This is a genomic window from Dokdonella sp. GW821-FHT11D02 (assembly GCF_058808595.1).
In genome coordinates, this window is sequence record NZ_CM179520.1 from 116482 (window position 1) to 139033 (window position 22552).

19 protein-coding genes are annotated in these 22552 nt (G+C 66.6%); 14 read left to right on the forward strand and 5 right to left on the reverse strand.

What is annotated here, in order from left to right; genetic code table 11:
• Positions 1–110 precede the first annotated feature (110 nt).
• The 5 genes from AC3QL3_RS00545 to AC3QL3_RS00565 all read left to right on the forward strand — a co-directional run bounded on the left by AC3QL3_RS00545 (position 111) and on the right by AC3QL3_RS00565 (position 6642).
• Entirely contained in the window at positions 111–3170 is a 3060-nt protein-coding gene (locus AC3QL3_RS00545; protein ID WP_492896262.1) for an efflux RND transporter permease subunit, read from the forward strand.
• A 107-nt stretch (positions 3171–3277) separates the two neighbouring features.
• Positions 3278–4807 (forward strand): glycosyltransferase family 39 protein, encoded by a 1530-nt coding sequence (locus AC3QL3_RS00550; RefSeq protein WP_492896263.1) that lies wholly within the window; start codon positions 3278–3280, stop codon positions 4805–4807.
• A gap of 36 nt (positions 4808–4843) precedes the next feature.
• Positions 4844–5671, forward strand: coding sequence for an NADPH-dependent 7-cyano-7-deazaguanine reductase QueF (queF, locus tag AC3QL3_RS00555; protein ID WP_492896264.1), 828 nt, complete (start codon positions 4844–4846; stop codon positions 5669–5671).
• Positions 5672–5809: 138 nt separating this feature from the next.
• Complete coding sequence (locus tag AC3QL3_RS00560) at positions 5810–6130, forward strand: LysM peptidoglycan-binding domain-containing protein (RefSeq protein ID WP_492896265.1); 321 nt, start codon at positions 5810–5812, stop codon at positions 6128–6130.
• 17 nt (positions 6131–6147) lie between these two features.
• Positions 6148–6642, forward strand: a complete 495-nt coding sequence (locus AC3QL3_RS00565) for a hypothetical protein (RefSeq protein WP_492896266.1) — start codon at positions 6148–6150, stop codon at positions 6640–6642.
• Between the two features lie 99 nt (positions 6643–6741).
• On the opposite strand, the gene AC3QL3_RS00570 is transcribed toward AC3QL3_RS00565, so the two are convergent.
• Complete coding sequence (locus AC3QL3_RS00570; RefSeq protein ID WP_492896268.1) at positions 6742–7686, reverse strand: DegV family protein; 945 nt, start codon at positions 7684–7686, stop codon at positions 6742–6744.
• A gap of 186 nt (positions 7687–7872) precedes the next feature.
• Between AC3QL3_RS00570 and icd the strand changes: the two genes are divergently transcribed.
• The 4 genes from icd (at position 7873) to aceK (ending at position 15184) form a co-directional block, all read left to right on the forward strand.
• Entirely contained in the window at positions 7873–9132 is a 1260-nt protein-coding gene (gene icd / locus AC3QL3_RS00575) for an NADP-dependent isocitrate dehydrogenase (RefSeq protein WP_492896269.1), read from the forward strand.
• A gap of 251 nt (positions 9133–9383) precedes the next feature.
• Positions 9384–11012 (forward strand): hypothetical protein, encoded by a 1629-nt coding sequence (locus tag AC3QL3_RS00580; RefSeq protein ID WP_492896270.1) that lies wholly within the window; start codon positions 9384–9386, stop codon positions 11010–11012.
• A gap of 8 nt (positions 11013–11020) precedes the next feature.
• A complete protein-coding gene (locus AC3QL3_RS00585; protein WP_492896271.1) occupies positions 11021–13321 on the forward strand; it encodes a hypothetical protein in 2301 nt (766 codons plus the stop codon).
• 120 nt (positions 13322–13441) lie between these two features.
• Entirely contained in the window at positions 13442–15184 is a 1743-nt protein-coding gene (gene aceK / locus AC3QL3_RS00590; protein ID WP_492896272.1) for a bifunctional isocitrate dehydrogenase kinase/phosphatase, read from the forward strand.
• Positions 15185–15236: 52 nt separating this feature from the next.
• On the opposite strand, the gene AC3QL3_RS00595 is transcribed toward aceK, so the two are convergent.
• Positions 15237–15404 (reverse strand): DUF1328 domain-containing protein, encoded by a 168-nt coding sequence (locus AC3QL3_RS00595; RefSeq protein ID WP_492896273.1) that lies wholly within the window; start codon positions 15402–15404, stop codon positions 15237–15239.
• Between the two features lie 195 nt (positions 15405–15599).
• Here AC3QL3_RS00595 and AC3QL3_RS00600 point away from each other — a divergent pair, with 195 nt between their 5' ends.
• Genes AC3QL3_RS00600 through AC3QL3_RS00610 form a run of 3 tightly spaced genes read left to right on the forward strand, consistent with a single transcriptional unit; the run spans position 15600 to position 17850 of the window.
• Positions 15600–16535, forward strand: a complete 936-nt coding sequence (locus AC3QL3_RS00600; RefSeq protein ID WP_492896274.1) for a class I SAM-dependent methyltransferase — start codon at positions 15600–15602, stop codon at positions 16533–16535.
• Between the two features lie 24 nt (positions 16536–16559).
• On the forward strand, positions 16560–17102 hold the full coding sequence (locus tag AC3QL3_RS00605; RefSeq protein WP_492896275.1) for a pseudouridine synthase: 543 nt from the start codon (positions 16560–16562) through the stop codon (positions 17100–17102).
• A 4-nt stretch (positions 17103–17106) separates the two neighbouring features.
• Entirely contained in the window at positions 17107–17850 is a 744-nt protein-coding gene (locus tag AC3QL3_RS00610) for a class I SAM-dependent methyltransferase (protein WP_492896276.1), read from the forward strand.
• Positions 17851–17868: 18 nt separating this feature from the next.
• Here AC3QL3_RS00610 and AC3QL3_RS00615 read toward each other — a convergent pair whose 3' ends face one another.
• On the reverse strand, positions 17869–18576 hold the full coding sequence (locus tag AC3QL3_RS00615; RefSeq protein ID WP_492896277.1) for an ArsR/SmtB family transcription factor: 708 nt from the start codon (positions 18574–18576) through the stop codon (positions 17869–17871).
• An 82-nt stretch (positions 18577–18658) separates the two neighbouring features.
• Here AC3QL3_RS00615 and AC3QL3_RS00620 point away from each other — a divergent pair, with 82 nt between their 5' ends.
• Both AC3QL3_RS00620 and AC3QL3_RS00625 read left to right on the forward strand, forming a co-directional pair.
• On the forward strand, positions 18659–19291 hold the full coding sequence (locus tag AC3QL3_RS00620) for a flavin reductase family protein (RefSeq protein ID WP_492896278.1): 633 nt from the start codon (positions 18659–18661) through the stop codon (positions 19289–19291).
• A 35-nt stretch (positions 19292–19326) separates the two neighbouring features.
• Positions 19327–20229 carry a DMT family transporter gene (locus AC3QL3_RS00625; protein ID WP_492898822.1) on the forward strand — a complete coding sequence of 301 codons (903 nt, stop codon included), beginning with the start codon at positions 19327–19329 and terminating at the stop codon, positions 20227–20229.
• A gap of 118 nt (positions 20230–20347) precedes the next feature.
• On the opposite strand, the gene AC3QL3_RS00630 is transcribed toward AC3QL3_RS00625, so the two are convergent.
• Both AC3QL3_RS00630 and AC3QL3_RS00635 read right to left on the reverse strand, forming a co-directional pair.
• Positions 20348–21412: a peptidoglycan -binding protein gene (locus AC3QL3_RS00630; RefSeq protein ID WP_492896279.1), complete on the reverse strand. Its 1065-nt coding sequence runs from the start codon at positions 21410–21412 to the stop codon at positions 20348–20350.
• Positions 21409–22515 carry a flagellar motor protein MotA gene (locus tag AC3QL3_RS00635; RefSeq protein WP_492896280.1) on the reverse strand — a complete coding sequence of 369 codons (1107 nt, stop codon included), beginning with the start codon at positions 22513–22515 and terminating at the stop codon, positions 21409–21411. The genes AC3QL3_RS00630 and AC3QL3_RS00635 overlap by 4 nt, the downstream gene beginning before the upstream one ends.
• Positions 22516–22552: the final 37 nt, after the last annotated feature.

The following is a 22552-nucleotide window of genomic DNA, read 5'->3' on the forward strand; positions in this document are numbered from 1 at the left end:
ATTCCCGCGCGCATTCTGCGCGGAATGCAGCGTCTTCGTTCTGCGCTGCCCAATGAGACAAGCCGCCTCACTCCCGCTTCGGCGGGCCTGAGGCGCAAGCGGAATACGACATGAACTTTACCGACGTCTTCATCAAAAAACCCGTGCTCGCGATCGTCGTCAGCGCGCTGATTCTCGTGCTCGGCGTCAAGGCGGTGTTCGATCTGGTCGTGCGCCAGTATCCGAAGACCGAGAACGCCACGGTCACGGTGACTACCGCGTACTACGGCGCGGACGCGCAGACCATCGCCGGCTTCATCACCCAGCCGCTCGAACAAGCGATCGCACAGGCGCAGGGCATCGACTACCTGACCTCGACCTCGGTCAGCGGCGTGTCGACGATCACCGCGACCCTGCGCCTCAACTACGACGCGAACCGCGCGCTGACCCAGATCCAGACCCAAGTCACCTCGGTGCGCAACCAGCTGCCGCCACAGGCGCAGCAGCCGGTGCTCAACGTCGCGGTCGGCGAATCGATCGACGCGATGTATCTCGGCTTCCGCAGCGACGTGCTGCCGCCCAACAGCATCACCGACTTCCTCGCGCGCGAGGTCAAGCCCAAGCTCGACTCGATCGAAGGCGTGCAGAACGCCGAGATGTTCGGCACGCGCCAATTCGCGCTGCGCGCCTGGCTCGATCCGAAGCGGCTGGCCGCGCACAACGTCACCGCCAGCGACGTCTACAACGCGCTGTCGGCGAACAACTATCTGGCCGCGGTCGGCACGACCAAGGGCCAGATGGTCAGCGTCGAGCTGACCGCCGGCACCGATCTGCACACGGTCGAGGAGTTCAAGCAGCTCGCGGTCAAGCAGAAGGACGGCGCGATCGTGCGGCTCGAGGACGTCGCCAACGTCGTGCTCGGCGCCGAAGACTACGACGCGAACGTCGCCTTCAGCGGCAAGCAGGCGCTGTTCATCGGCATCAAGGTCGCGCCCGAAGCGAACGTGCTGGACGTGGCCAAGCGCGTGCACGAGACGATGCCCAACATCGTCGCCCAGCTTCCGGCCGGGCTGCACGGCGAAGTCGTGTACGACTCGACCGTGTTCATCCGCTCGTCGATCAGCGAGGTGGTGCATACGCTGGTCGAAGCGCTGGTCATCGTCACGCTGGTGATCTTCCTGTTCTTGGGATCGTTCCGCGCGGTGATCATTCCGGTGATCGCGATGCCGCTGTCCTTGGTCGGCACGTTCTTCATCATGCTCGCGCTCGGCTACTCGATGAATCTTCTGACCTTGCTCGCGCTGGTGCTGGCGATCGGTCTGGTCGTCGACGATGCGATCATCGTGGTCGAGAACGTCGACCGCCACATGAAAGAGGAAGGCAAGTCGCCGTTCCAGGCTTCGCTCTTGGCGGCACGCGAACTCGGCGGGCCGATCTTGGCGATGACCGTCGTGCTGGTCGCGGTGTACGTGCCGATCGGTTTTCAGAAGGGTCTCACCGGCGCCTTGTTCAGCGAGTTCGCCTTCACGCTTGCCGGCGCCGTGACGGTGTCGGCGGTGGTCGCGCTGACCTTGTCGCCGATGATGTGCGCGAAGTTTTTCCGCGCCGAAGAAGAGAGCAACCGCTTCGTGCAGGCGATCGATCGCGTGTTCGAGCGCGTGCGCCACGGCTACGAACGTCTCCTGCGCGGTGCGCTCACGTCTTGGAGCGTGATCGTGGTGATGGGCGTGCTGTTGTTCGGCGCGACCATGCTGCTCGGCGTGACCGCGCAGTCCGAGCTGGCGCCCGAGGAAGATCAGGGCTTCCTGTTCTATTCGCTCAACGGCGCACCGAACGCGACCTCGCAGCAGATGCTGCAGTACGCGCAGCAGATGTACGGCATCGGCAGCAAGCTGCCCGAGACCGACATGATGTTCCAGATCACCCAGCCGGGCTCGGGTTTCGGCGGCATCGCCTTCAAGCCGTGGGAAGAGCGCTCGAAGAACGCGCACACGCTGCAGCAGGAACTGCAGGAGATCTGGGCGAAGATCGCCGGCGGTCAGGTGTTCGTGTTCGCACTGCCGGCGCTGCCGGGTGCGCAGGGCGCGCCGATCCAGGTCGTGATCAAGACCACCGAGCCGTTCCAGAACCTCAATGAAGTCGTGCAGTCAGTGCTGAAGAAAGCGCAGGACTCGGGCAAGTTCTGGTTCGTCGACGCCGACCTTAAAATCGACAAACCGCAGTCGACGGTGACGATGGATCGCGACCTGATCACCACGCTCGGCTTGACCCAGCAAGACGTCGGCAGCGCGCTCGGCGCGGCGCTCGGCGGCGGCTACGTCAACTACTTCTCGATCGCCGGACGTTCCTACAAGGTGATCCCGCAGGTGGCGCAGGCGGATCGCCTCAATCCCGACCAGGTGCTCGACTACTACGTGCGCGCGCCGGGCGGTTCGGTGATTCCGGCCTCGACCGTGGCCGACGTGAAGCACGAAGTCGTGCCGCGTTCGATCAACCACTTCCAGCAGCTCAACTCGGCCACGATCCAGGGCGCCAGCAGCATGTCGCAGGGCGAGGTACTGCAATTCCTGCGCGATGCGGTGGCCGAAGCGGCGCCGAGCGGGTACTCGGTCGACTATGCCGGCCCTTCGCGCCAGTTCGTGCAGGAATCGGGCGGCTTCGGCGCGACGCTGGTGTTCGCGATCATCATCGTCTTCCTGGCGCTGGCGGCGCAGTTCAACAGCTTGCGCGATCCGATCGTGATTCTCGTATCGGTGCCGATGGCGCTGTTCGGCGCGTTGATTTTCGTCAATCTGATTTCGAGTTTGAACATCTACACCCAGGTCGGCTTGGTGACCTTGATGGGCCTGGTGTCCAAGCACGGCATCCTGATCGTCGAATTCGCCAACGAATCGCAACGCGCCGGTATGGGCAAGCTCGAAGCGATCCAGCATGCGGCCGGCGTGCGTCTGCGCCCGATCCTGATGACCACCGCGGCGATGGTGCTCGGCGTGCTGCCGCTGGTGATCGCGTCCGGCGCGGGCGCTGCGGGCCGCTTCGCGATGGGCCTAGTGATCTCCACCGGCCTGTCGATCGGCACGCTGTTCACGCTGTTCGTGGTGCCGGCCTTCTACATGCTGCTGGCGGAAGACCATCACGCCGAGAAGGCCAAGGATGTGGCGGCCGGGCTCGACGAGCCTGCGCTGACCTGAGCGTTTCGACGACGGCGCGCGGCCATGGCGAATGCCGTGACCGCGCGCCGTTTTCTTTTGGGCGGGCCAAGGTCTGCTTAAGCTTGCCTCGCTAGACTGCGGCCGCCATGCCGCCCCGATCTCTTTCCCTTCAGCTGAGTACCTCGCGTCGCCGCTGGCTGCTCGTCGTCTGCGTGATCGTGTACGCGTGCGTGCTGCAGGGGATGCGTCCTTTGTATTCGCCGGACGAGGGCCGCTACACGAACGTCGCGCTCGGCATGCTCGACGACGGCGACTGGCTGCGGCCGATGCTGCATCCGGAGGTCGAGCACTGGTCCAAGCCGCCGCTGACCTATTGGAGCATCGCGGCCAGTTTCGCCGTCTTCGGTCGCAGCGAGTTCGCCGCGCGTCTGCCCGGTGCGCTCGCGTTCGCCGCGGCGATCCTCTTGATGCTGCGGCTCGGTCGGCGCTTCGTGCCGGCGCAGCCGTGGTTGCCTGCGCTGGTGTACGCGACGTTCGTGTTTCCGTCGCTGGCGGCGAACCTGGTCACGACCGATTCGCTGCTCGCGTTGTGGGAAATCTTGCAGATCGTCGCGTTCATCGAGCTGTGGCAGGCGCCGACGCCGCGTCACGCGCAGCGCGCGCGTTGGCTGCTCGGCCTCGCCGCCGGTCTCGCCTTCATGACCAAGGGTCCGCCCGGGCTGCTCGCACTGGCGGCTTGTTTGGCGTTCGCGTTCTGGAGCGAGCGCGGGCGCGGCTTGTATCGCGCCTTCGGCTGGGACGCCTTGCTCGTCTTCCTCGTCGTCGGCGGAACCTGGTACGCGGTGATCGCTTGGTCCGAGCCCGGCGTGCTGCGCTATTTCTTGGTCGAAGAGGTGGTCAACCGCGTCGCCAGCGACAAGATGCACCGCAACGCGGAATGGTACGGCGCGTTCAAGGTCTACCTGCCGACCTTGTTGCTGGGCAGCTTGCCGTGGCTGCCGCTGCTCGTCGTCGGCGCCTGGAAACACCGCGCGGGAGCGCTCGCGCATCTGCGCAGGGACGAAGATCTGCGGTTTCTGGCCTGCTGGCTGCTGCTGCCGCTCGCGGTGTTCGTGCTCGCGCGTTCGCGCCTGCCCTTGTATGCGCTGCCGCTGTTCGCGCCGTTGGCGGTGCTGGTCGCACGGGCGCTGGTGCCGCTGGATCTGCGTCCTCGCAATCGTTTGGTCGTCGCGGTCGGCGCCTGGTGCGTCGCTCTGGTGCTCGCGCGCGCGCTGCCGCTGCAACTCGACATCGATGAGGACGATCGGCGCCTCGCCGTCGAGATCGCGGCGCAGATCGCCGCCGCGCCCGATGAGATCGCTTTCGTCGACACCGCGCCGCGCTTCGGCCTGCGCTTCTATCTCGGCAGCACGATCGAGCGCCTCGACTTGCCCGGCGAGGCGCCGACGGCGCAGGCGGAGGAGCTCGCGCTCGAGCTCGGCGAGCCGGAAGGCTGCCGCTTGCTGGCCGTGCGCGAAGACCGCCGCGAAGCGCTCGAGAGCGCGCTGACCGCACGCGGGATCGAATGGTGGCGGCTGCGCGACGCGCGCGGCTATGCGCTGCTCGCCGAGATCGAAAGCGATTGCAGCTGGCACACGCACGCCGCCACCGACAAAGCGCAAAATACGGGGTCGTGAGCGCGCCGGCGCCGATCAGTCAAGAGCATCCACGCAGTGAACACTCCCCATTCGAGTCCGCTCGGTCAGTCGGTCGGCTACGCCAGCCGCTACGACGCGAGCCTGTTGTTTCCGATTCCGCGCGCGCAAGGTCGCGCCGAGCTTGGTCTCGACGGCGCCTTGCCGTTTCACGGCGTGGACATCTGGAATGCGTACGAACTCTCCTGGCTCGACGCCCGCGGCAAGCCGCAGGTCGGCTTGGCCGAGTTTCGCGTCCCGGCCGACTCGCCGGCGATCATCGAATCGAAGTCGTTCAAGCTGTATCTGAACAGCTTCAACCAGGAACGCTTAGGCGATGCGGACGCGTTACGCGTGGCGCTCGTGCGCGATCTGTCGGCCGCTGCCGGCGCCGCGGTCGAGGTGGCGATCGCAAAGCCTGAGCGTTTCGCGGAAGTGCGCCTGGCCGAGCTCGAGGGCGAATCGGTCGACACGCTCGACGTCGCGATCGACGACTACGGCCCGCCGAATGCCGAACACCTGCGCGTGCTTGCCGAGGGCGGCGAGGTCGAGGAAAGCCTGACCTCTGATCTGCTGAAGTCCAATTGTCCGGTGACCGGCCAGCCCGATTGGGCCAGCGTGCAGATCCGCTATGCCGGCCCGCGCATCGATCGCGCCGGTTTGCTGCGTTATCTCGTCTCGTTCCGCGAACATGCGGGCTTTCACGAGCAATGCGTCGAACGCATCTACGTCGACTTGATGCGCCGCTTTGCGCCAACCCGCTTGCAGGTCTACGCGCGCTACACGCGGCGTGGCGGGCTCGACATCAATCCCTGGCGCGCCAGCCATCCCGCTTCGCCGCCCAATCCGCGTGGGGCTAGGCAGTAAGACCTGCCCGGCATTCTTCACGCACCTGTCACATGGCCGGCGTTGCGATTTGTAATTCTTTCCTACGGCCTGTACTCACCCCCCGTTAAGCGGAATGGGGTGTAATGTTCAGGTTCGTAACGGAGAGGAGACCGGACGATGGGCAGCGACCCGAACAAACCGAACTTTTCGAATGTGCAGAGCGGCGCGCAAACCACGGCGCCGGTACCGCCGAAAGCGGATTTCAGCAACGTGCAGTCCAGCGCCAGTTCGACCGCGCCGGTGGTGGAGCCGGCGGCTCCCGCGACCTATACCGTGGTCAAGGGCGACAGCCTGTCGAAGATCGCGAAGAAGGTACTCGGCAACGCGAATCGCTGGCGCGAGATCTTCGACGCCAACCGCGACCAGCTCGACAATCCCGACCTGATCCAGCCGGGCCAGGTCCTGAAACTTCCTGCTGATTCCGCCTCCAAGGCCTGAAACGGAGAATCCAGACGATGAAGATCCAACGCCAACAAGTCACCCTGATCGCTGCGCTGGCCGGTGCGCTGGCGCTCTCCGCCTGCGGCAAGAAGGAAGAGCCGGCGCCGCCTGCGCCGCCGCCGGCCGCGACCACGGCTCCGCCGCCGGTTCCGACCACGCCGCCTCCGCCGGCACCGGCGCCGGTCGCGGTCGCCTCGGTCGATCTCGGCACCGCCATCGGCGACGACAAGAAGGTCTCCGCGCCGACGACGACGTTTGCCGCTTCCGACAAGAAGATCTACGCCGCGGTGTCGACCACCGGCAGCGCGCCGACTGCGGCCTTGGTGGCCAAGTGGACCTATCAGGACGGTCAGCTGGTCAGCGAAACCACCCAGACGATCGCTCCGAACGGCCCCAGCGTGACCGCGTTCGAAATCAGCAAGCCCGACGGTTGGCCGGCCGGCAACTACAAGGTCGAGATCACGCTCGACGGCAAGCCGGCGGCGTCGAAGGACTTCAGCGTCAAGTAAACGCAGGAAGCTCTCCGCCCGTGTGAGCGGTCTACGCCGTCGACACGGGCGCACGGAAAACGGCGCGGAGCGATCCGCGCCGTTTTTCGTGGGCGGCTCTCAGAACGAGGCCTGATATTCCTCGGCGGCGAAACCGATCGTCACCGCGCCCGTACCGACGTTGATCATCCCGGTCAGGCTCATCGGGCTTTCGTACAGCTCGACCGCGTGTTCCGCGCACGTCGCCTGCAATTCCGCGTAGCCGGGCAAGCCGGCGAGTTCGGCCGGATCGCCGCCGTAGCTGACGCACAGCACCGGCGTCAGCAGGCCCGCGCGCACGCGCTCGCCGGCGTGCTTGAACAGAACCTCGGCGCCGTGCTCGAAGCCGCGCAGCTTGGCCACGGCGCCGGTTTCGCCGCGATAGCCGCGCAAGAGCGGTTTGATGTCGAGCGCGGTGCCGAGTGCGACGCTGAACCAGCCGACGCTGTGATCGCCCTTCTTTTGTGCGCGCGCACGCAGGTAGTAGAGGTCGCGCGGCAGCATGTAGCCGTAGGTATTGCGTGCGATGTGCTCCAGCCGCTCGCGAATCTGGCCGGGGTTGTGCCCGGCCGCGCGCAGGCGCACCGCTTCGGCCGCGGTCACGCCCTGCGCCGCGAACAGATTCTCGGTGTCGATCACGCGCAGCAGGAAGGGTCCTGGCACGCCGGCCTCGTGGCGGATCGGACGGTATTCCTTCAGCACCGCGAAACTCGCGCGGCTGGCATTGGCGTGAATCGGACTGCGCGTGGCGGTGATGGTCAGGCAGAACACGCAGTCGTAGTCGAGTACGAGACGGCTGAGGAAGAGGTCGCGGATCTGTTCGACCGAACACGGCTCGGTTTCCGCCGCATGCCCGCGCGCGCCGAGATTTTCGTCGAGAAAGCGCTGCCGTACCTGCGGATCGCGGTCGTCGATCAGGCTGACGCCGTCCAAATGCACGCCGATCGGCAGCACGGTGATCGCGTGCTGTCGCAAAAATTCGGCTGGAAGATCACAGGCCGAATCGACCACGATGCCGATGCGCATGACACCCCCTAGCGCCCGCCGCTGTAGGCAAACCTACCATCGACGAGTGCGCAACGGTTCTTGCGGCGCAGCGCAGATCGGCGTCGCGCCGCTTCATAGATCGGCGCGAACGCGCGACAATGGGCGACTGCATTTCCCGCGCAGCCGCCCATGGCCGCGCTCCCCTGGTCTTTGCCGGAGAATTCCATGACCGATCCATCGTCAACGCCACCCGCCGGCGGCGCCAAGATCACCATTGCAGGCGGCGTGCTGAACGTGCCGCCGAACCCGATCGTGCCGTTCATCGAAGGCGACGGCACCGGTCCCGACATCTGGCGCGCTTCGGTGCGCGTGCTCGACGCCGCGGTGGCCAAGTCCTACGGCGGTCAGCGCAAGATCCACTGGCTGGAAGTGCTGGCCGGCGAGAAGGCGTTCAATCAGGTCGGTAACTGGCTGCCGGACTCGACCGTGACGGCGTGTCGCGACTACCTCGTGTCGATCAAAGGCCCGCTGACGACGCCGGTCGGCGGCGGCATCCGCTCGCTGAACGTCGCCTTGCGGCAGATGCTCGACCTCTACACCTGCCTGCGCCCGGTGCGCTGGTTCAAGGGCGTGCCCTCGCCGGTGAAGGACCCTTCCAAGGTCGACATGACGATCTTCCGCGAGAACACCGAGGACATCTACGCCGGCATCGAATTCCAGGAAGGCAGCGAGGACGCGATCAAGTTCGCCGCCTTGCTGAAGGAGCACTTCCCGGACCGCTACAAGAAGGTTCGCTTCCCGGCCACCTCCGGCTTCGGCATCAAGCCGGTGTCGAAGGAAGGCACCGAGCGCCTGGTGCGCGCCGCGATGCAGTACGCGGTCGACAACGACCGCAGCTCGGTGACCTTGGTGCACAAGGGCAACATCATGAAGTTCACCGAAGGCGCGTTCCGCGACTGGGGCTACGCCCTGGCGCAGCGCGAGTTCGGCGCGGTCGAGCTCGACGGCGGTCCGTGGTGCACGTTCAAGAACCCCAAGACCGGCAAGACCATCACGGTCAAGGACGCGATCGCCGATGCGTTCCTGCAGCAGATCCTGCTGCGCCCGGCCGAGTACGACGTGGTGGCGACGCTGAACCTCAACGGCGACTACCTCAGCGACGCGCTCGCCGCTCAGGTCGGCGGCATCGGCATCGCGCCGGGCGGCAACATCAACTACGTGACCGGCCACGCCGTGTTCGAGGCGACCCACGGCACCGCGCCGAAGTACGCGGGTCTGGACAAGGTCAATCCGGGTTCGGTGATCCTGTCGGGCGAGATGATGCTGCGTTACATGGGATGGACCGAGGCCGCCGACGCGATCATCGCGGCGATGGACAAGGCGATCGGCGCCAAGCACGTGACGTACGACTTCGCGCGCCTGATGGAAGGTGCCACCGAAGTGAAATGTTCGGAGTTCGGCGATCGTCTGATCGCTGCGATGTGATCGCTCGCCGCCCCCGGACGTCGCTTCGGGGGCGGCTTCACGTGTCCGATCGATGACCTCGCCGTACGCGGCGAGCCGGTTTCGTCGCGCCCGCCGCCTCGTCGGCCGGCCTTTTCGGTCGCCGTTTCCAATCCGTTACCGCGCCGTTTACGGCCCGTGCCGACTTGGCGCGTGCCGGTGCCGACACTAGGCCCGGTGTCGCGCGCGCCCGCTCGCGTGCGCTTCTACTTTTCGAACCGTAGGGATTTGCAATGAAAAAGACGCTCCTCGCCGCCGCCGTGGCGGTTCTCCTGGGCCAAGGCCCGATCGCTTCCGCCCAGACCGCTCCCTGGCGTGTCGTCATCGGCGACAACAGCACCGTCACGGTTCCGGGACTGCCGGCCGGCAGCCGCAGCGTGACCGACGAGATCCTGGGCGATGTCGGCAAGGGCTACATCGGCGTGCGCGTGACCAGCCCCGACGCGGCGCAAGGGTATTGGACGCTGCGCCAGGGCACCTGGACGCAGTACACCAAATACGGCGTGACCGGCGCGCAAGGCCCAGGCCGCACCGGCGCCGACGCCACCAACGTGTTCTCCTCGATCAACACGGGCGGCTCGGGTGCCGGCGCCGACGGCCAGCGCGTCTTCATCGCGCGCGCCGGCGTACCCAACGACAACACCACCGCGACCTGGGGCGTGTGGCGCTGGGACACCACCAAGAACGTCGAAATCGCGCGCAGCAGCATCGACAGCGGCGCTCTGAGCCCGAACATCGGCGAGGGCTGGGTCTACCAGAACCAGTCCGACACGTTTTCGAGCGCGCGCGCGTTGAACGGCGGCCAGGTCCTGATCAACGCCTACACGCTCTCGCCCACCGGCGGCTCGAACCTGTACATGGCCAAGGCCGTGCCGGGACAGAACGCGACGCCGTGCGCGATGCTGCGGAACTCCACCAACCGCAACCTGGCGCCCGGCCTCGCCGACGGCGACTACTTCGACACGACTTGGGGCATGGGCGACCTGACCGTGACCACGGACAATCGCGTCTACGGCGCGCTTTCCGCCAGCAGCGGCTCGGGTATCTGGGAGCTGTGCTCCGGCGCGGCCCCGCGCGCGATCGTGCGCAACAACGAGGCCGGCGCGCGCGGACCCGACATCGGCATCGCGACCGCGGTGTTCACCGGCTTCGACCCGGCCTATCCGGGCAATCCCGGTTCGATCTACTTCTTCGCCAGCTTCCGTCCGACGTCGTCGGACAGCTCGCGCACCGGTCTGTTCTGGCACGACGGCACCAGCGCCAAGCCGATGGCGATGAACGACGATGCCGGTCAATACGGGCCGAATTGGCGCGGTTCGACTTGGAATTCGTTCAACACGAGCTCGCTGACCTCGGCCGGCGACTACGCGGCGTTCCAGGCCTCGGTCCGAACCACCGACAGCACGGTTTCGGGCTTGTGGCGCGCCAAGGCGGGCGGTTCGCCGGAACTGGTCGCCTTGACCGGCGGACTGTTGGAGACCGGCCCGGAACCAGGGCGTTCCTGGGACGTCTTCTACGGCAACGCCGTGCTCGCCAACGGCGACATCGTGGCCGAAGCGCGTACTCAGCCGCAATCGGAATACGCCGTGTGGCTGCTGAAGAAGGACGGCACCAAGCTACGCCTGCTCAAGAAGGACCAGGCCGTTTCGGTGCCGACCGCTAGCGGCATCGCGCAAGCGACGGTCAACAGCTATTCGATCGACAACGGCGCAGCGCCCTACAGCCGCGGCGGCGACTACTGGATCGGTTCCGACGGCTCGCTTCTGGTGCACGCCAGCTTGGCGACCTATGGCGAGACCATGATCACCACCGCATTGCCCAATCCGATCGACAAGATCTTCGCCAACGGCTTCGACGGCTGAGCCGATACATGACCTTGAAGATCCCGGCCAGCGGATGCTGGCGGCGATTCGGCTTCGCCGCGCTGGTTCTGCTGGGAGTGGGCTCGACCGCTCCCAGCCGTGCGCAAAATCCAGCGCCCTTGCCCGCACCCAAGCTGCACCTCGCGCTCGGCGGCGACGTGAGTGCGATGGTCCAGTTGGCGGACGGCAGTGTCGTGTTCGGTGGGTTTTTCGACTCGGTCAACGGCGTGCCGCGCGGCAACATCGCCAAGCTCGCTGCGGACGGTTCGCTCGCGGATTGGAGCCCCGAGGTATACGGCACGATCGGCTCGCTCGCAGCCGATGCCGCCGGCAACGTGTACGTAGGCGGCTTCTTCTATACGGTCAATGGCCAGCCGCGCGAGAATCTGGCCAAGATCCGGCCCGACGGCTCGCTCGACGCGGAGTGGGAGCCGAAGCCGGATGGGTCTGTGGACGCCCTCGCGGTGGACGCGCTGGGCAACGTCTACGCCGGTGGGCTCTTCGAGAGCATCGGCGGACAGCCGCGCACCCGTCTGGCCAAGCTGTCGGGCGAGGGGAGCGGCGCGGCCGATCCGGGTTGGAACAAGATGCTCTCCGGTTCGTCGTCCACGCGCGTCCAAGCGCTCGCGGTCGACGGGGATGCGCTCTATGTCGGCGGGCAGTTCTCGCACATCGACGCACATCCGCGCGCGAATGTCGCCAAGTTTTCGCTCGCGTCCGGTGAGATCGATTCGCAATGGACTCCGTCGGCCGATGATGCGGTCGAAGCGCTGGCGCTGGACCGGGCCGGTAATCTTTACGTCGGCGGAGGGTTCTATACGATCGGCGGGCAGGCTCGCCGCGGTCTGGCCAAACTCGCCAGCAGCGGTGCCGGGGCGATCGATCCGGACTGGAAGCCGCTGCCGAACAACACCATTCTGGCGCTCGCCAGCGGTGCCGACGGCAGTGTCTACGCGGGCGGAGAGTTCAATGCGATCGGCGGGCAGCCATACACCGGCCTGGCCAAACTGTCGGGCAGTGGCGCCGGCGTAATCGACCTGACGTGGAATGCCTCGACCGAAGGCCGAGTCAAGGCATTGCTCGCCGGTTCGGCCGGCAAGATTTATGTCGGCGGACAGTTCGGCGCAATTGCAGGCCAATCCCGGCTCGGCTTCGCCGCCGTCTCCACCGAGAACAGCAGTACGGTCGCAGGCGCGGTCGATGTGGAAACGCCGGCGCGCGTCGAGGCGCTGGTGCGCCTGCCGGACGGCGGCATGCTCGTCAGCGGTTGGTTCGAGAAGGCCGACGGCTTGGGGCGCGAGCGCCTGCTGCGACTTCGCGCCGACGGTACGCTCGATGCGGAATGGCAGATGCCCGCCGTGGGCGAGATCAAAGCCTTGGCCGTCGACGCCGCCGGCGACGTCTACGTGGGAGGCGACTTCGAATCGCTCGGAGGGTTGGCGCGCGGCGGGCTCGCCAAGATTTCGCGCGAGTTGGGGTATCAGATCGATCCGCACTGGGACCCACACACCGACTGGGGCGTATCGGCCCTGGCGACTGACGCGAATGGCCACGTGTACGCTGCCGGCACCTTCCGGACGATCGGTGGCGTGGCTCGCGACGGCATAGCGAAGCTGTCGGCCAGCGGTACCGGCGAGGTCGATCTGGACTGGAATCCGGGTTCGGCCGGTGGCGGCGTGGACGCGTTGGTCTGCGACGAGGCAGGCAACGTCTATATCGGCGGCAGCTTCACCAGCACCGGCGGTCAAGCGCGCCTCCGCATCGCGAAGCTTTCCGGCACGGGGTCGGGCACTGCGGATCCGACGTGGAATCCCGCAGCAAGTGGACGCGTACTGGCGTTGAAGATCGACCAGAAAGGTTATCTCTACGCGGCGGGAACCTTCTCGCAAATCGGCGGCCAAGCGCGCTCCAACATCGCCAAGCTGGCGCCTGACGATGTCGGTGCGGCCGACCCGGATTGGAATCCCGCCGCCAATGATCGGGTTCATGCGCTCGAGGTCGATACGGCCGGCAACGTCTACGCGGCGGGCGATTTCCGCATGGTCGGCGGCCAGACGCGCACGGGTTTGGCCAAGCTGTCGGGCGGCGGCACCGGCTCGGCCGATGCGACTTGGAATCCGGCCAGCGAGTACGGAATCGCTGCGCTGGCGATCGGTGCGGCAAACGACCTGTACGTAGGCGGAGAATTCAAGACGATCGGCGGACAGCCGCGCGAAGGCCTCGCCGCGCTGCCCACGGTCTATTCCGATTTCATCTTCGTCGACGGATTCGATCCGCTTTCGAAAGCTGCGCAGGTGCCGCTGCGCTGACTTCGCAGCTCCGAAGAAAAAGTACACATCCCGATTACTCAGGTCCTCTCGCTCTGCCCCGAGCGACAAGGCCGCCGCGAGGCGGCCTTGATTTTTTGGGGATCGGCTAGACTCGGAGCGATGGTGTCGACCCCGCCGCGTTCCGCCGATTCCAGCGCCGCCATGCCGGCGCGCGCCGCCGCGCTGATTCTCGATGCGTTTCTCGACTACAACGAACGCTTCGCCGACATCACGCGGCGTTCCAAGCGGCATTTCGAGCAGCGCGATTGGCGTGCCGCGCAGACCGACGCGGTCGCGCGCATCGATCTGTACGACGTCTGCGTCGCCGAAACACTGGACCGGCTCGAACTCCTGCTCGATGACCGTGTGCGCTCGCGCGCGCTGTGGGCATCGATGCGGCGCGACTACGAAGCGCAGGTGCAGGCGCTGATCGATCGCGAGCTGACCAAGACTTTCTTCAATACGCTCTCGCGCCGCTTCTTCCACACGCTCGGTGTCGATGCGGAGATCGAATTCGTCGCGCTCGATATCGAGCCGACCGTCGGCATCGCCGAGCCGGTGGCGCTCAACCGCTACGAGCTCGAGCACGATCTGATCGCCGCCTGCGTGCGCATCCTCGGCGACTATTCGTTCGCGACCGGCTACGTCGACCCCGCGCGTGCCGCCGCCACCATCGCGCAGGAGATCGCCGAGCGCACGGTCGAGGACGGCGTGCCGCTGCGGGCGATCGAACTCTTGCGGCCGGTGTTCTATCGCGAACGCCGTGCCTACCTGGTCGGCCGCATCGACGACGGCGACGGCGGCACGCCGCTGGTGATCGCACTGACCAGCACACCGAGTGGCGTGCACGCTGACGCTGTGCTGACCAATCTCAACCAGATCTCGCTCTTGTTCGGCTACGCGCGCAGCGCGTTTCACGCCGACCTGCCGACGATCGGCGACACCGTCGTGTTCCTCGAAGCGCTGATGCCGCACAAACCGGTCGGCGAGATCTACAGCGTGCTCGGCCGACTCAAGCAGGGCAAGACCGAACGCTATCGGCATCTGTTCCGCCATCTCTCCGCGCACCCCGACGAGCGCCTCGTGCGCGCCGACGGTGAGCGCGGCATGGTCATGGCGGTGTTTACGCCGCGCGACTATCCGGTGGTGATCAAGCTGATCCGCGACCGCTTCGCCTATCCGAAGGACATCGCGCGGCGCCAAGTCGAAGAGAAATATCGCCTAGTGTTCGGCTACGACCGCGTCGGCCGCTTGGTCGACGCGCAGGAATTCCGCAACCTGCGTTTTCCGCGCCGCCAATTCGATACGGACATGCTGGCCGAGTTACTCGAAGGATGCGCCGAAACGGTCGAGCTCGACGGCGAGGAAGTGGTGGTGCGGCATTGCTACATCGAACGCCGCCTGCGGCCGCTCAACTTGTATGCGCGCGAAGCGTCGCCCGAAGCGGCCGAACGCGCGGTGCTCGACTACGGCCAGGCGATCAAGGACCTCGCGCGCAGCAATATCTTCCCGGGCGATTTGCTGCTGAAGAACTTCGGCGTCTCGCGCATCGGCCGCGCGATCTTCTACGACTACGACGAACTCTGCCTGGTCGAACAATGCCGCTTCCGCCGCCTGCCGCAGGCGCGCGAGGGCGACGAAACGCGCCCGTTCGAAGACTGGCTCAGCGTGCGCGACAACGACGTCTTCCCCGAACAGTTTCCACGCTTTCTCGGCTTGCCCGAAGCACTGCGCAACGCGCTGCTGCGCGCACATCCGGAAATCTTCGACGCGACCTGGTGGCAGGCGCTGCAGCAGCGGTTTCGCGCCGGAGAACACGTCGACGTCGCACCGTATCCGCCGTCCGCACGTCTGCCCGATTGAACTTGTCTGATAGAACGCGGCCGGGGCGCTCACGCCCCGGCCGCGCAGGCACCTAGGCGCGCGGGCCGCGTCGGCCCATGACCAGCGAGGCGACGAACAACACCAGGAAGATCAGGAACAGGATCTTCGCGATGCCGGCGGCCGCGCCGGCGATGCCGCCGAAACCGAGCACGCCGGCGATCAGCGCAATGACCAGAAACACGATGGCGTAGTGCAGCATGAAACCTCCTTGCTTTACGCGTGGCGGGACAATCACTCCCGTGCGAAAGGACGATGAATGGTCGTCCTCGCAGGAACCATGCACGCCGCAGGATGAATCGCTGGTGAGCTGCTCCGGCATGAACGCATAGGGCCCTGTGCTACCCTGCTCGGCCCGGCGCGCCACGCGCCGAACTGCATTCTGAGGGGTCACCGCATGAACAAGCTCGTCTGTCTGCTGCCGCTGGTAGCGGCGCTCGCCGCCTGCGGCGCCGACCAATCGGCGGCACCGACCGCCGCCGCGCCGAAGACCGCTCCGGCCGATCAGCCGGCGCAGCCGGCCGCACCACGCAGCGCCAGCGATCTGTCCGCCGTCACCCTCGATCAGGTGCTCGCGGGCGACTGGCGCGCGCCGGAAAACAAGGCCCGCGACCCGTATCGTCATCCGAAGCAGACGCTGGAATTTTTCGGAGTGAAGTCGAGCGACGCGCTGATCGAGATCACGCCCGGCGGCGGTGGCTGGTACACCGAAGTACTGGCGCCGCTGCTCAAGGGCGCGGGCACGTACTCCGCCGCGATCGCGCAGGATTCCGCTTCCGACTACACGCGCAAGAACAACGAGAAGTATCGCGCCAAGCTGCAGGAGAAGCCGGCGCAATACGATGCGGTGAAGCTGGTCGAGTTCGATCCGAAAGCCCCTTCGTTCGGCGCGCCGGCATCGGCCGATGTCGTGCTGACCTTCCGCAACGTACACAACTGGACCGAGGACGGCACCGCCGCGCCGATGTTCAAGGGCTTCTTCGAGGTGCTCAAGCCCGGCGGCACGCTCGGCGTGGTCGACCATCGCGCCGCAGCCGGCGCCGATTTCGAGAAGATCAAGGAATCGGGTTACCTGCCGCAGGACTACGTCATCAAGCTCGCCACCGACGCCGGCTTCAAGCTGGTCGAGCAAAGCGAGATCAACGCCAATCCGAAGGACACCAAGGACTACGAGAAGGGCGTCTGGACCCTGCCGCCGACCTTGGCGCTGAAGGACAAGGATCGCGAGAAGTACCTCGCCATCGGCGAATCGGATCGCATGACCTTGAAGTTCGTCAAGCCGAAGGGCGATCAGATCTTCGATGGCGGCGACAAGGGCGCGGCCAAGCAGTAAGCCAAGGGCGATGCGTCGCCGTGCATGCTGATCCTGCTGAACAAGCCCTACGGCGTGCTGTGCCAGTTCACCGACCGCAGCACGCCGCCGCGCCGCACGCTATCGGAGTTCGTCCGCGATAGGGACGTCTATGCGGCTGGACGGCTGGATTACGACAGCGAGGGCTTGTTGGTGCTGACCGACGACGGCACGCTCGCACATCGGCTCACCGACCCGCGCCACAAGCTGGCCAAGACCTATCTGGTGCAGGTCGAAGGCACGCCGAGCGCAGCGGCGCTGGCGGCGCTGCGCAATGGTGTCGATCTCAACGACGGCCGCACGCGGCCGGCCGAAGCCGAGGCCTTGTCCGTGCCGCCGTTGGATCTATGGCCGCGTGATCCGCCGATCCGCTTGCGCAAAACCGTACCCGATGCCTGGCTCCGCCTCACCATTCGCGAAGGCCGCAACCGTCAGGTGCGTCGCATGACCGCCGCGGTCGGCTTGCCGACGCTGCGCCTGATTCGCGAGCGCCTCGGCGATTACGAACTCGGCGAACTGCTTCCCGGCCAATCGCGACGACTCGCGTAGACCCATGACCTTCAAAGATCTCTTCTCCGCTCACGCCGACATCTACCATGCCGCGCGTCCGACTTATCCGGATGCCTTGTTCGACTGGCTCGCCGCACAAGCGCCGGCACGCGATTTGGTCTGGGACGCAGGCTGCGGCAACGGCCAGGCCAGCGTCGCGCTGGCGCAGCGCTTCGCGCGTGTCTACGCCAGCGACCCGAGCGAAAAGCAGATCGGCAACGCCGAAGCACGCGCGAACATCGACTACCGCGTCGAGCCGGCTGAGCGCTGTGGGCTCGATGGCGCCAGCGCCGATCTCGTCACCGTCGCGCAAGCACTGCATTGGTTCGAGCTGCCGCGCTTCTACGCCGAAGTGCATCGCGTCGCCAAGCCGGGCGGTCTGTTCGCAGCCTGGACCTATGCCGATTGCCGCATCGACGCGACCATCGACGCGATCAAGCGGCGGCTCTACGTCGATCTGACCGGTCCGTATTGGGCACCCGAGCGCGTGCACGTCGAGAACGGCTATCGCGACCTGCCGTTTCCGTTCGAAGAACTCGCAGCGCCGGCCTTCGCGATGCGCTCGCAGTGGGATGCCGCGCAGTTCCTCATCTATCTGCGCTCGTGGTCCGGCACGCAGGGTTACATCCGGGCGCACGGCGTCGATCCGGTCGCGTTGGTCGAAGCCGAGTTGCTCGACGCCTGGGGCGATGCGGCACGCGTGCGCGAGGTGCATTGGGATTTCCATCTGCGCTGCGGACGCGTTTGAGAGCCGACTCCGCCGCGCTCAAGCACCGTGCGCGCGGCCCTCGATGCCGAGCACGCGCAGTCCGGCGCGCCCGGCTGCGCTGAGAGCGAGCGTGCGCGAACCTTCGACGCGGCGCAGCCAGCGCCGGTCGAACAGGCGCTGAGTCAATTCGCGGCCGAGCGCGCCGGCCAAATGGAAGCGCCGTTCGGTCCAATCGAGGCAGCTGCGTCCGCGCAGCCGTCCCAGATCTTCGTCGGCATCGAGCAGGCCGGCCTCGCGCAGTCGTTCCGATCCTTGCGGCGCCAGCTGCAGCGAATCGGCCGTGAGCAGCAAGTCGTGACGAGCACGTAGAGTGTCGAATAAGGCGACGCCGAGCTGGCCGGCGAGATGCCCATAGCAGGTGCGCGCATACGCCAACGCCGGTTGCGCCTGCGCGACGCGTGCGGCCTGCCGCGGCGCCGAGCGCAGCACGACCAAGGTTTCGAGCAGATGCGCGACTTCGTCATCGGCCAGACGGTAGTAGCGGTGACGTCCCTGCACCAGCACCGCCAGCAGACCGCCGGCACCGAGCTTGCGCAGATGTTCGCTCGCGGTCGAGGCGGACACGCCGGCCAGCGCGGCGAGTTCGGTCGCCGGTCGCGCACTGCCGTCCATCAGCGCGAGCAGGATCGCCACGCGCGCCGGATCGGCGAGCAGGCTGCCGATCTCGGCGAGTTGGAAGCGAGTGACGGGACTGGCGAGGGACACGCGGTGAGAGTAGCGCGAGCGCGGCGCGCTCGCTTCGTCGCGAGGCGAAGCGAGCGGCGCCGTGCGACCGCACACTTGCCGGATGAAATCGGTCCCCGACTCTATTCCTATCCAACCGAGCATTCTGTACTTCGGCACACCGGTGCTGCTGATCACCAGCCGCAATCCGGACGGCAGCGCCAACATCACGCCGATGTCCTCGGCCTGGGCCTTGGCCGATCGCGTCGTGCTCGGCCTCTCCGGCGGCGGCCAGGGGCTGGCGAATCTGGAACGCGAGCGCGAAGCGGTGCTGAACGTCGCCGCGCCGGCGCTGTGGTCGTCGATCGAGGCGATCGCGCGCACGACCGGCTGCGCACGCGTGCCGGCGTGGAAACACGAGGCCGGCTATCGCCACCAGCCCGACAAATTCGCCGCCGCCGGTCTGACTGCGTGCACGTCGACCGCGGTGCGGCCGCCGCGGATCGCCGAGTGTCCGCTGCAGTTGGAAGCACGTCTGGTCGAGGTGCGCCGGCGCGACTTGCCCGCCTGGCGCGAGGACGCCGGCTACTTCGCCATCGCCGAGGTCGAGATCGTCGCGGTGCATGCGCACGCCGACATCGTGGTGCCCGACAGCCAGCACGTCGACCCGATGCGTTTCGACCCTTTGCTTTATGTATTCCGGCACTATGTCGCAGCGGGCGCTCGACTCGGCCGGACTTTCAAGGCCGAAGTTTGAACGCGACCGTCCCCGACCTGCCGAGCGAAGATCCGATGGCCGATTCGACCCCTGGCGCCGCCGCGGCGCAGTCCGCCGACTGGCGCACGCCGCTCGAACTGACCTTGCTCGGCGCGATCTGGGGCGGCTCGTTCCTCTTCATGCGTGTCGCCGCGAAGGACTTCGGCGCCTTCGCCCTGGTCGAAGTGCGCATCGTGCTCGGCGCCTTGGTACTGATGCCGTTTCTGTGGCGCGCGCGCCGTCTGCTGACCTTCGCGCATTGGCGTCGTTTCGCCGTGATCGGGGCCTTGAACTCGGCGATCCCGTTCTCGCTGTTCGCCTGGGGCGCAGCGCGCGCGCCGGCCGGCATCGGCGCGATCGCCAACAGCACGACCGTTTTGTTCACCGCGCTGGTCGCGTTCTTCGTCTACGGCGACCGCATCGGCACGCGCCGCGCGATCGCCTTGGTCACGGGCTTCATCGGCGTGGTCGTCTTGGCGAGCGGCAAGATCGAAGGCGAGAGCATCGGCGCGGCCGCGTTGGCCGGCACATTGGCCTCGGTCTGTTACGGCTTCGCGGTCAACTTCACCAAGCACTGGCTGGCCGGCATCCCGCCATCCGCGGCGGTCGCCGGTACGCTGAGCTGCTCGGCGGTGATGCTGGCGCCGCTGGCGTTCTACGCTTGGCCGGTGACCTCGCCGCCACTGAAGTCCTGGCTCGCTGCCGGCACGCTCGGCGTGCTCTGCACCGGCATCGCCTACGCGCTGTTCTTCCAGCTGATCCAACGCATCAGCGCTTCGCGCGCCTCGACCAATACGTACTTGGTGCCGCTGTTCGGCGTCGGCTGGGCTTGGTTGCTGCTCGGCGAGCAACCGACGTTGACCATGCTGGTCGCGGGCGCGCTGATTCTCGGCAGTGTGGTGGTCAGTCAGCGTGAGGCGGCGCCGCCGCGTTCGTAAGCGCGCGTTCGAAGTGCTCTATCGGATTACGCAGGTTGTCGCGAATCCATTCATTCAAGCCGAAGCCGCTTCGCGCTCCACTGAATTGAAGCACTGACGAGTTTCCTGCATCGGTCTGTCACCGATTGGTCAACTGAATCTCGATACGCCGATTCTTCGCATACGCCTCCGGCGTATCGGCGCCGTCGAGCGGCTGGAACGAACCGAAGCCGTTGGCCGAGACGCGGTGCGCCGGAATGCCCTGTACGACCAGATACTTCACGATCGCCACCGCGCGCGCGCTCGACAGTTCCCAGTTCGACGGGAAGCGCGGCGTGTTGATCGGGCGCTTGTCGGTATGGCCGTCGATGCGCAGCACCCAGTCGATGCCGGACGGAATCTCGGCCGCCACTTCTTTGACCGTCTCGGCCAGCATTGCCAGCCGCTGCTGTGCCGCCTCGCCCAAGTCGGCCGAGCCGGAGTCGAACAGGATGTCGGTCGGCAGCACGAAGCGGTCGCCGACGACGCGCACGTCGCTGCGATCGCCGAGCGCCTGGCGCAGCTTGCCGAAGAATTCCGAGCGGTAGCGTTCGAGTTCGCCGACGCGGTTGGCGAGCGCGATGTTGAGCTGCTTGCCGAGGTCGGCGATCTTGGCGTCCTTCGTCTTCACGTCCTTGTTCGCGATGTCGAGCGCGGCCTGGATCTTGCCGAGCTGCTCGTTCAAGGCAGCGAGCTGGCGATTGAGCAGTTCCACCTGCGCGCTCGCGGCCGAGGTCAGGTCGGTCTGCTTGACCAGGTCCTGCTTGGACGAGTCGAGCTGGGCCGCCATGCTCGCAACCTGCGCTTCGAGCTGCTGCTTGAGTGCGGTCAGAGCGGCGATGTCGGCGTTGAGCTTGGCCGCTTCGCTGGTGGCCGCGTCGCGTTCGCCGCTGAGCGTGCCGAGCGAAGCGGCCAGTTCCTTCGCGCGCGCGTCGAGCGCGAGCTTCTGTTCTTCCGACAGCGACAGTGTCTTGGCCAGCTCGGCGACCTTCGCGTTGAGCGCATCGAGCGCGCGGTTCTTGCCCGCCAGCGTGTCGCTGAGCACGAACTGCCCGATCGCGAAGATCAAGAGCACGAAGATCATCACCATGACCAGCGAGGTCAGCGCATCGACGAAACCGGGCCAGATGTCGAACGCGCGGCGCCGGCGCAAAAGACCACTCATCGACGCGGCTCGCGCTCGGCGACCATGCGCTCGTTGGTGGCCGCTGCCGGCGCGCGCGTGCGCTGGCCGTCGAGCGCAGCGGCGATCGTGCGCGAGAGCAGGCGCAGCTCGCTGCGCAGCTCGTCGGACAAGCTCGCCGGTGCTTGGTTCTGCGCGGCGAGCTGGCGCAGCACGCTCTTCAGTTCGTCCTGCGTCTCGGCGGCAGCGTGGCGTTCGCGTACGTCGCGGCCGAGCAGGTCGGCGAGGCGGCCGAGTTGGGCGCCGAGTTCGCCCAGCTGCTGGTTGGTGCCGTGGCGCTCGCGCTCCGATTCGACGACCGCGCGTTGCATGCGATCGAGGCCGTCGGCGGTCTGCTCGAGCAGCGCCTGCACGTAAGCCGGCACCGAAGCGTCGGCTTCGAAGCTCGAACCCGACGACAGCCGCGTCATGCCCGACAGCCATTCCTCCAGTTCGTTGTAGAAGCGGTTCTGCGCGTGCCCGGCTTGCAGGTCGAGGAAACCGATCACCAACGAGCTGGCCAGGCCGAACAGCGACGTCGAGAAACTGGTCGACATGCCGCCGAGCGGTTCCTTCAGATTTTCTTTCAGCGCGCCGAACATCGTCACCGCGTCGTTGCCGACGTTGAGCGTGCCGATGATGTCGGACACCGAGCGGATCGTGACGAGCAGACCCCAGAACGTACCGAGCAGGCCGAGGAAGATCGAAAGGCCGATCAGATAGCGCGACAGGTCGCGCGACTCCTCCAGCCGCAGCTGCACGCTGTCGAGGATGGTACGCATCGACTGCGCCGACAGCGCCGCGCGGCTGCGCTCGCGGCCGTCGAGCATGCGCGCCATCGGCGCCAGCAAACGCGGCTTGCCCGGTGCGCGCTGATCGGGATTGGTGCGGCGGAACGCTTCGATCCAGGCGACTTCGCGCGAGAGCACGAAGATCTGACGCAGATTGACGATGACGCCGGCGGCGAGCACGGCCAGGATCACGCCGTTGAAGAACGGGTTGGCGGCGAAGATCGCGCCGAGCCGAGTCGCCAACAGCGCGGCGAGCACGGCGACCGCGCACAGAAAAGCGAGCATCCAGGGCAGGACGCGGGTGGGTGAGCTCATGGCGATTCGCTTCCGGCTTTGGACATCGTGTTTGCGA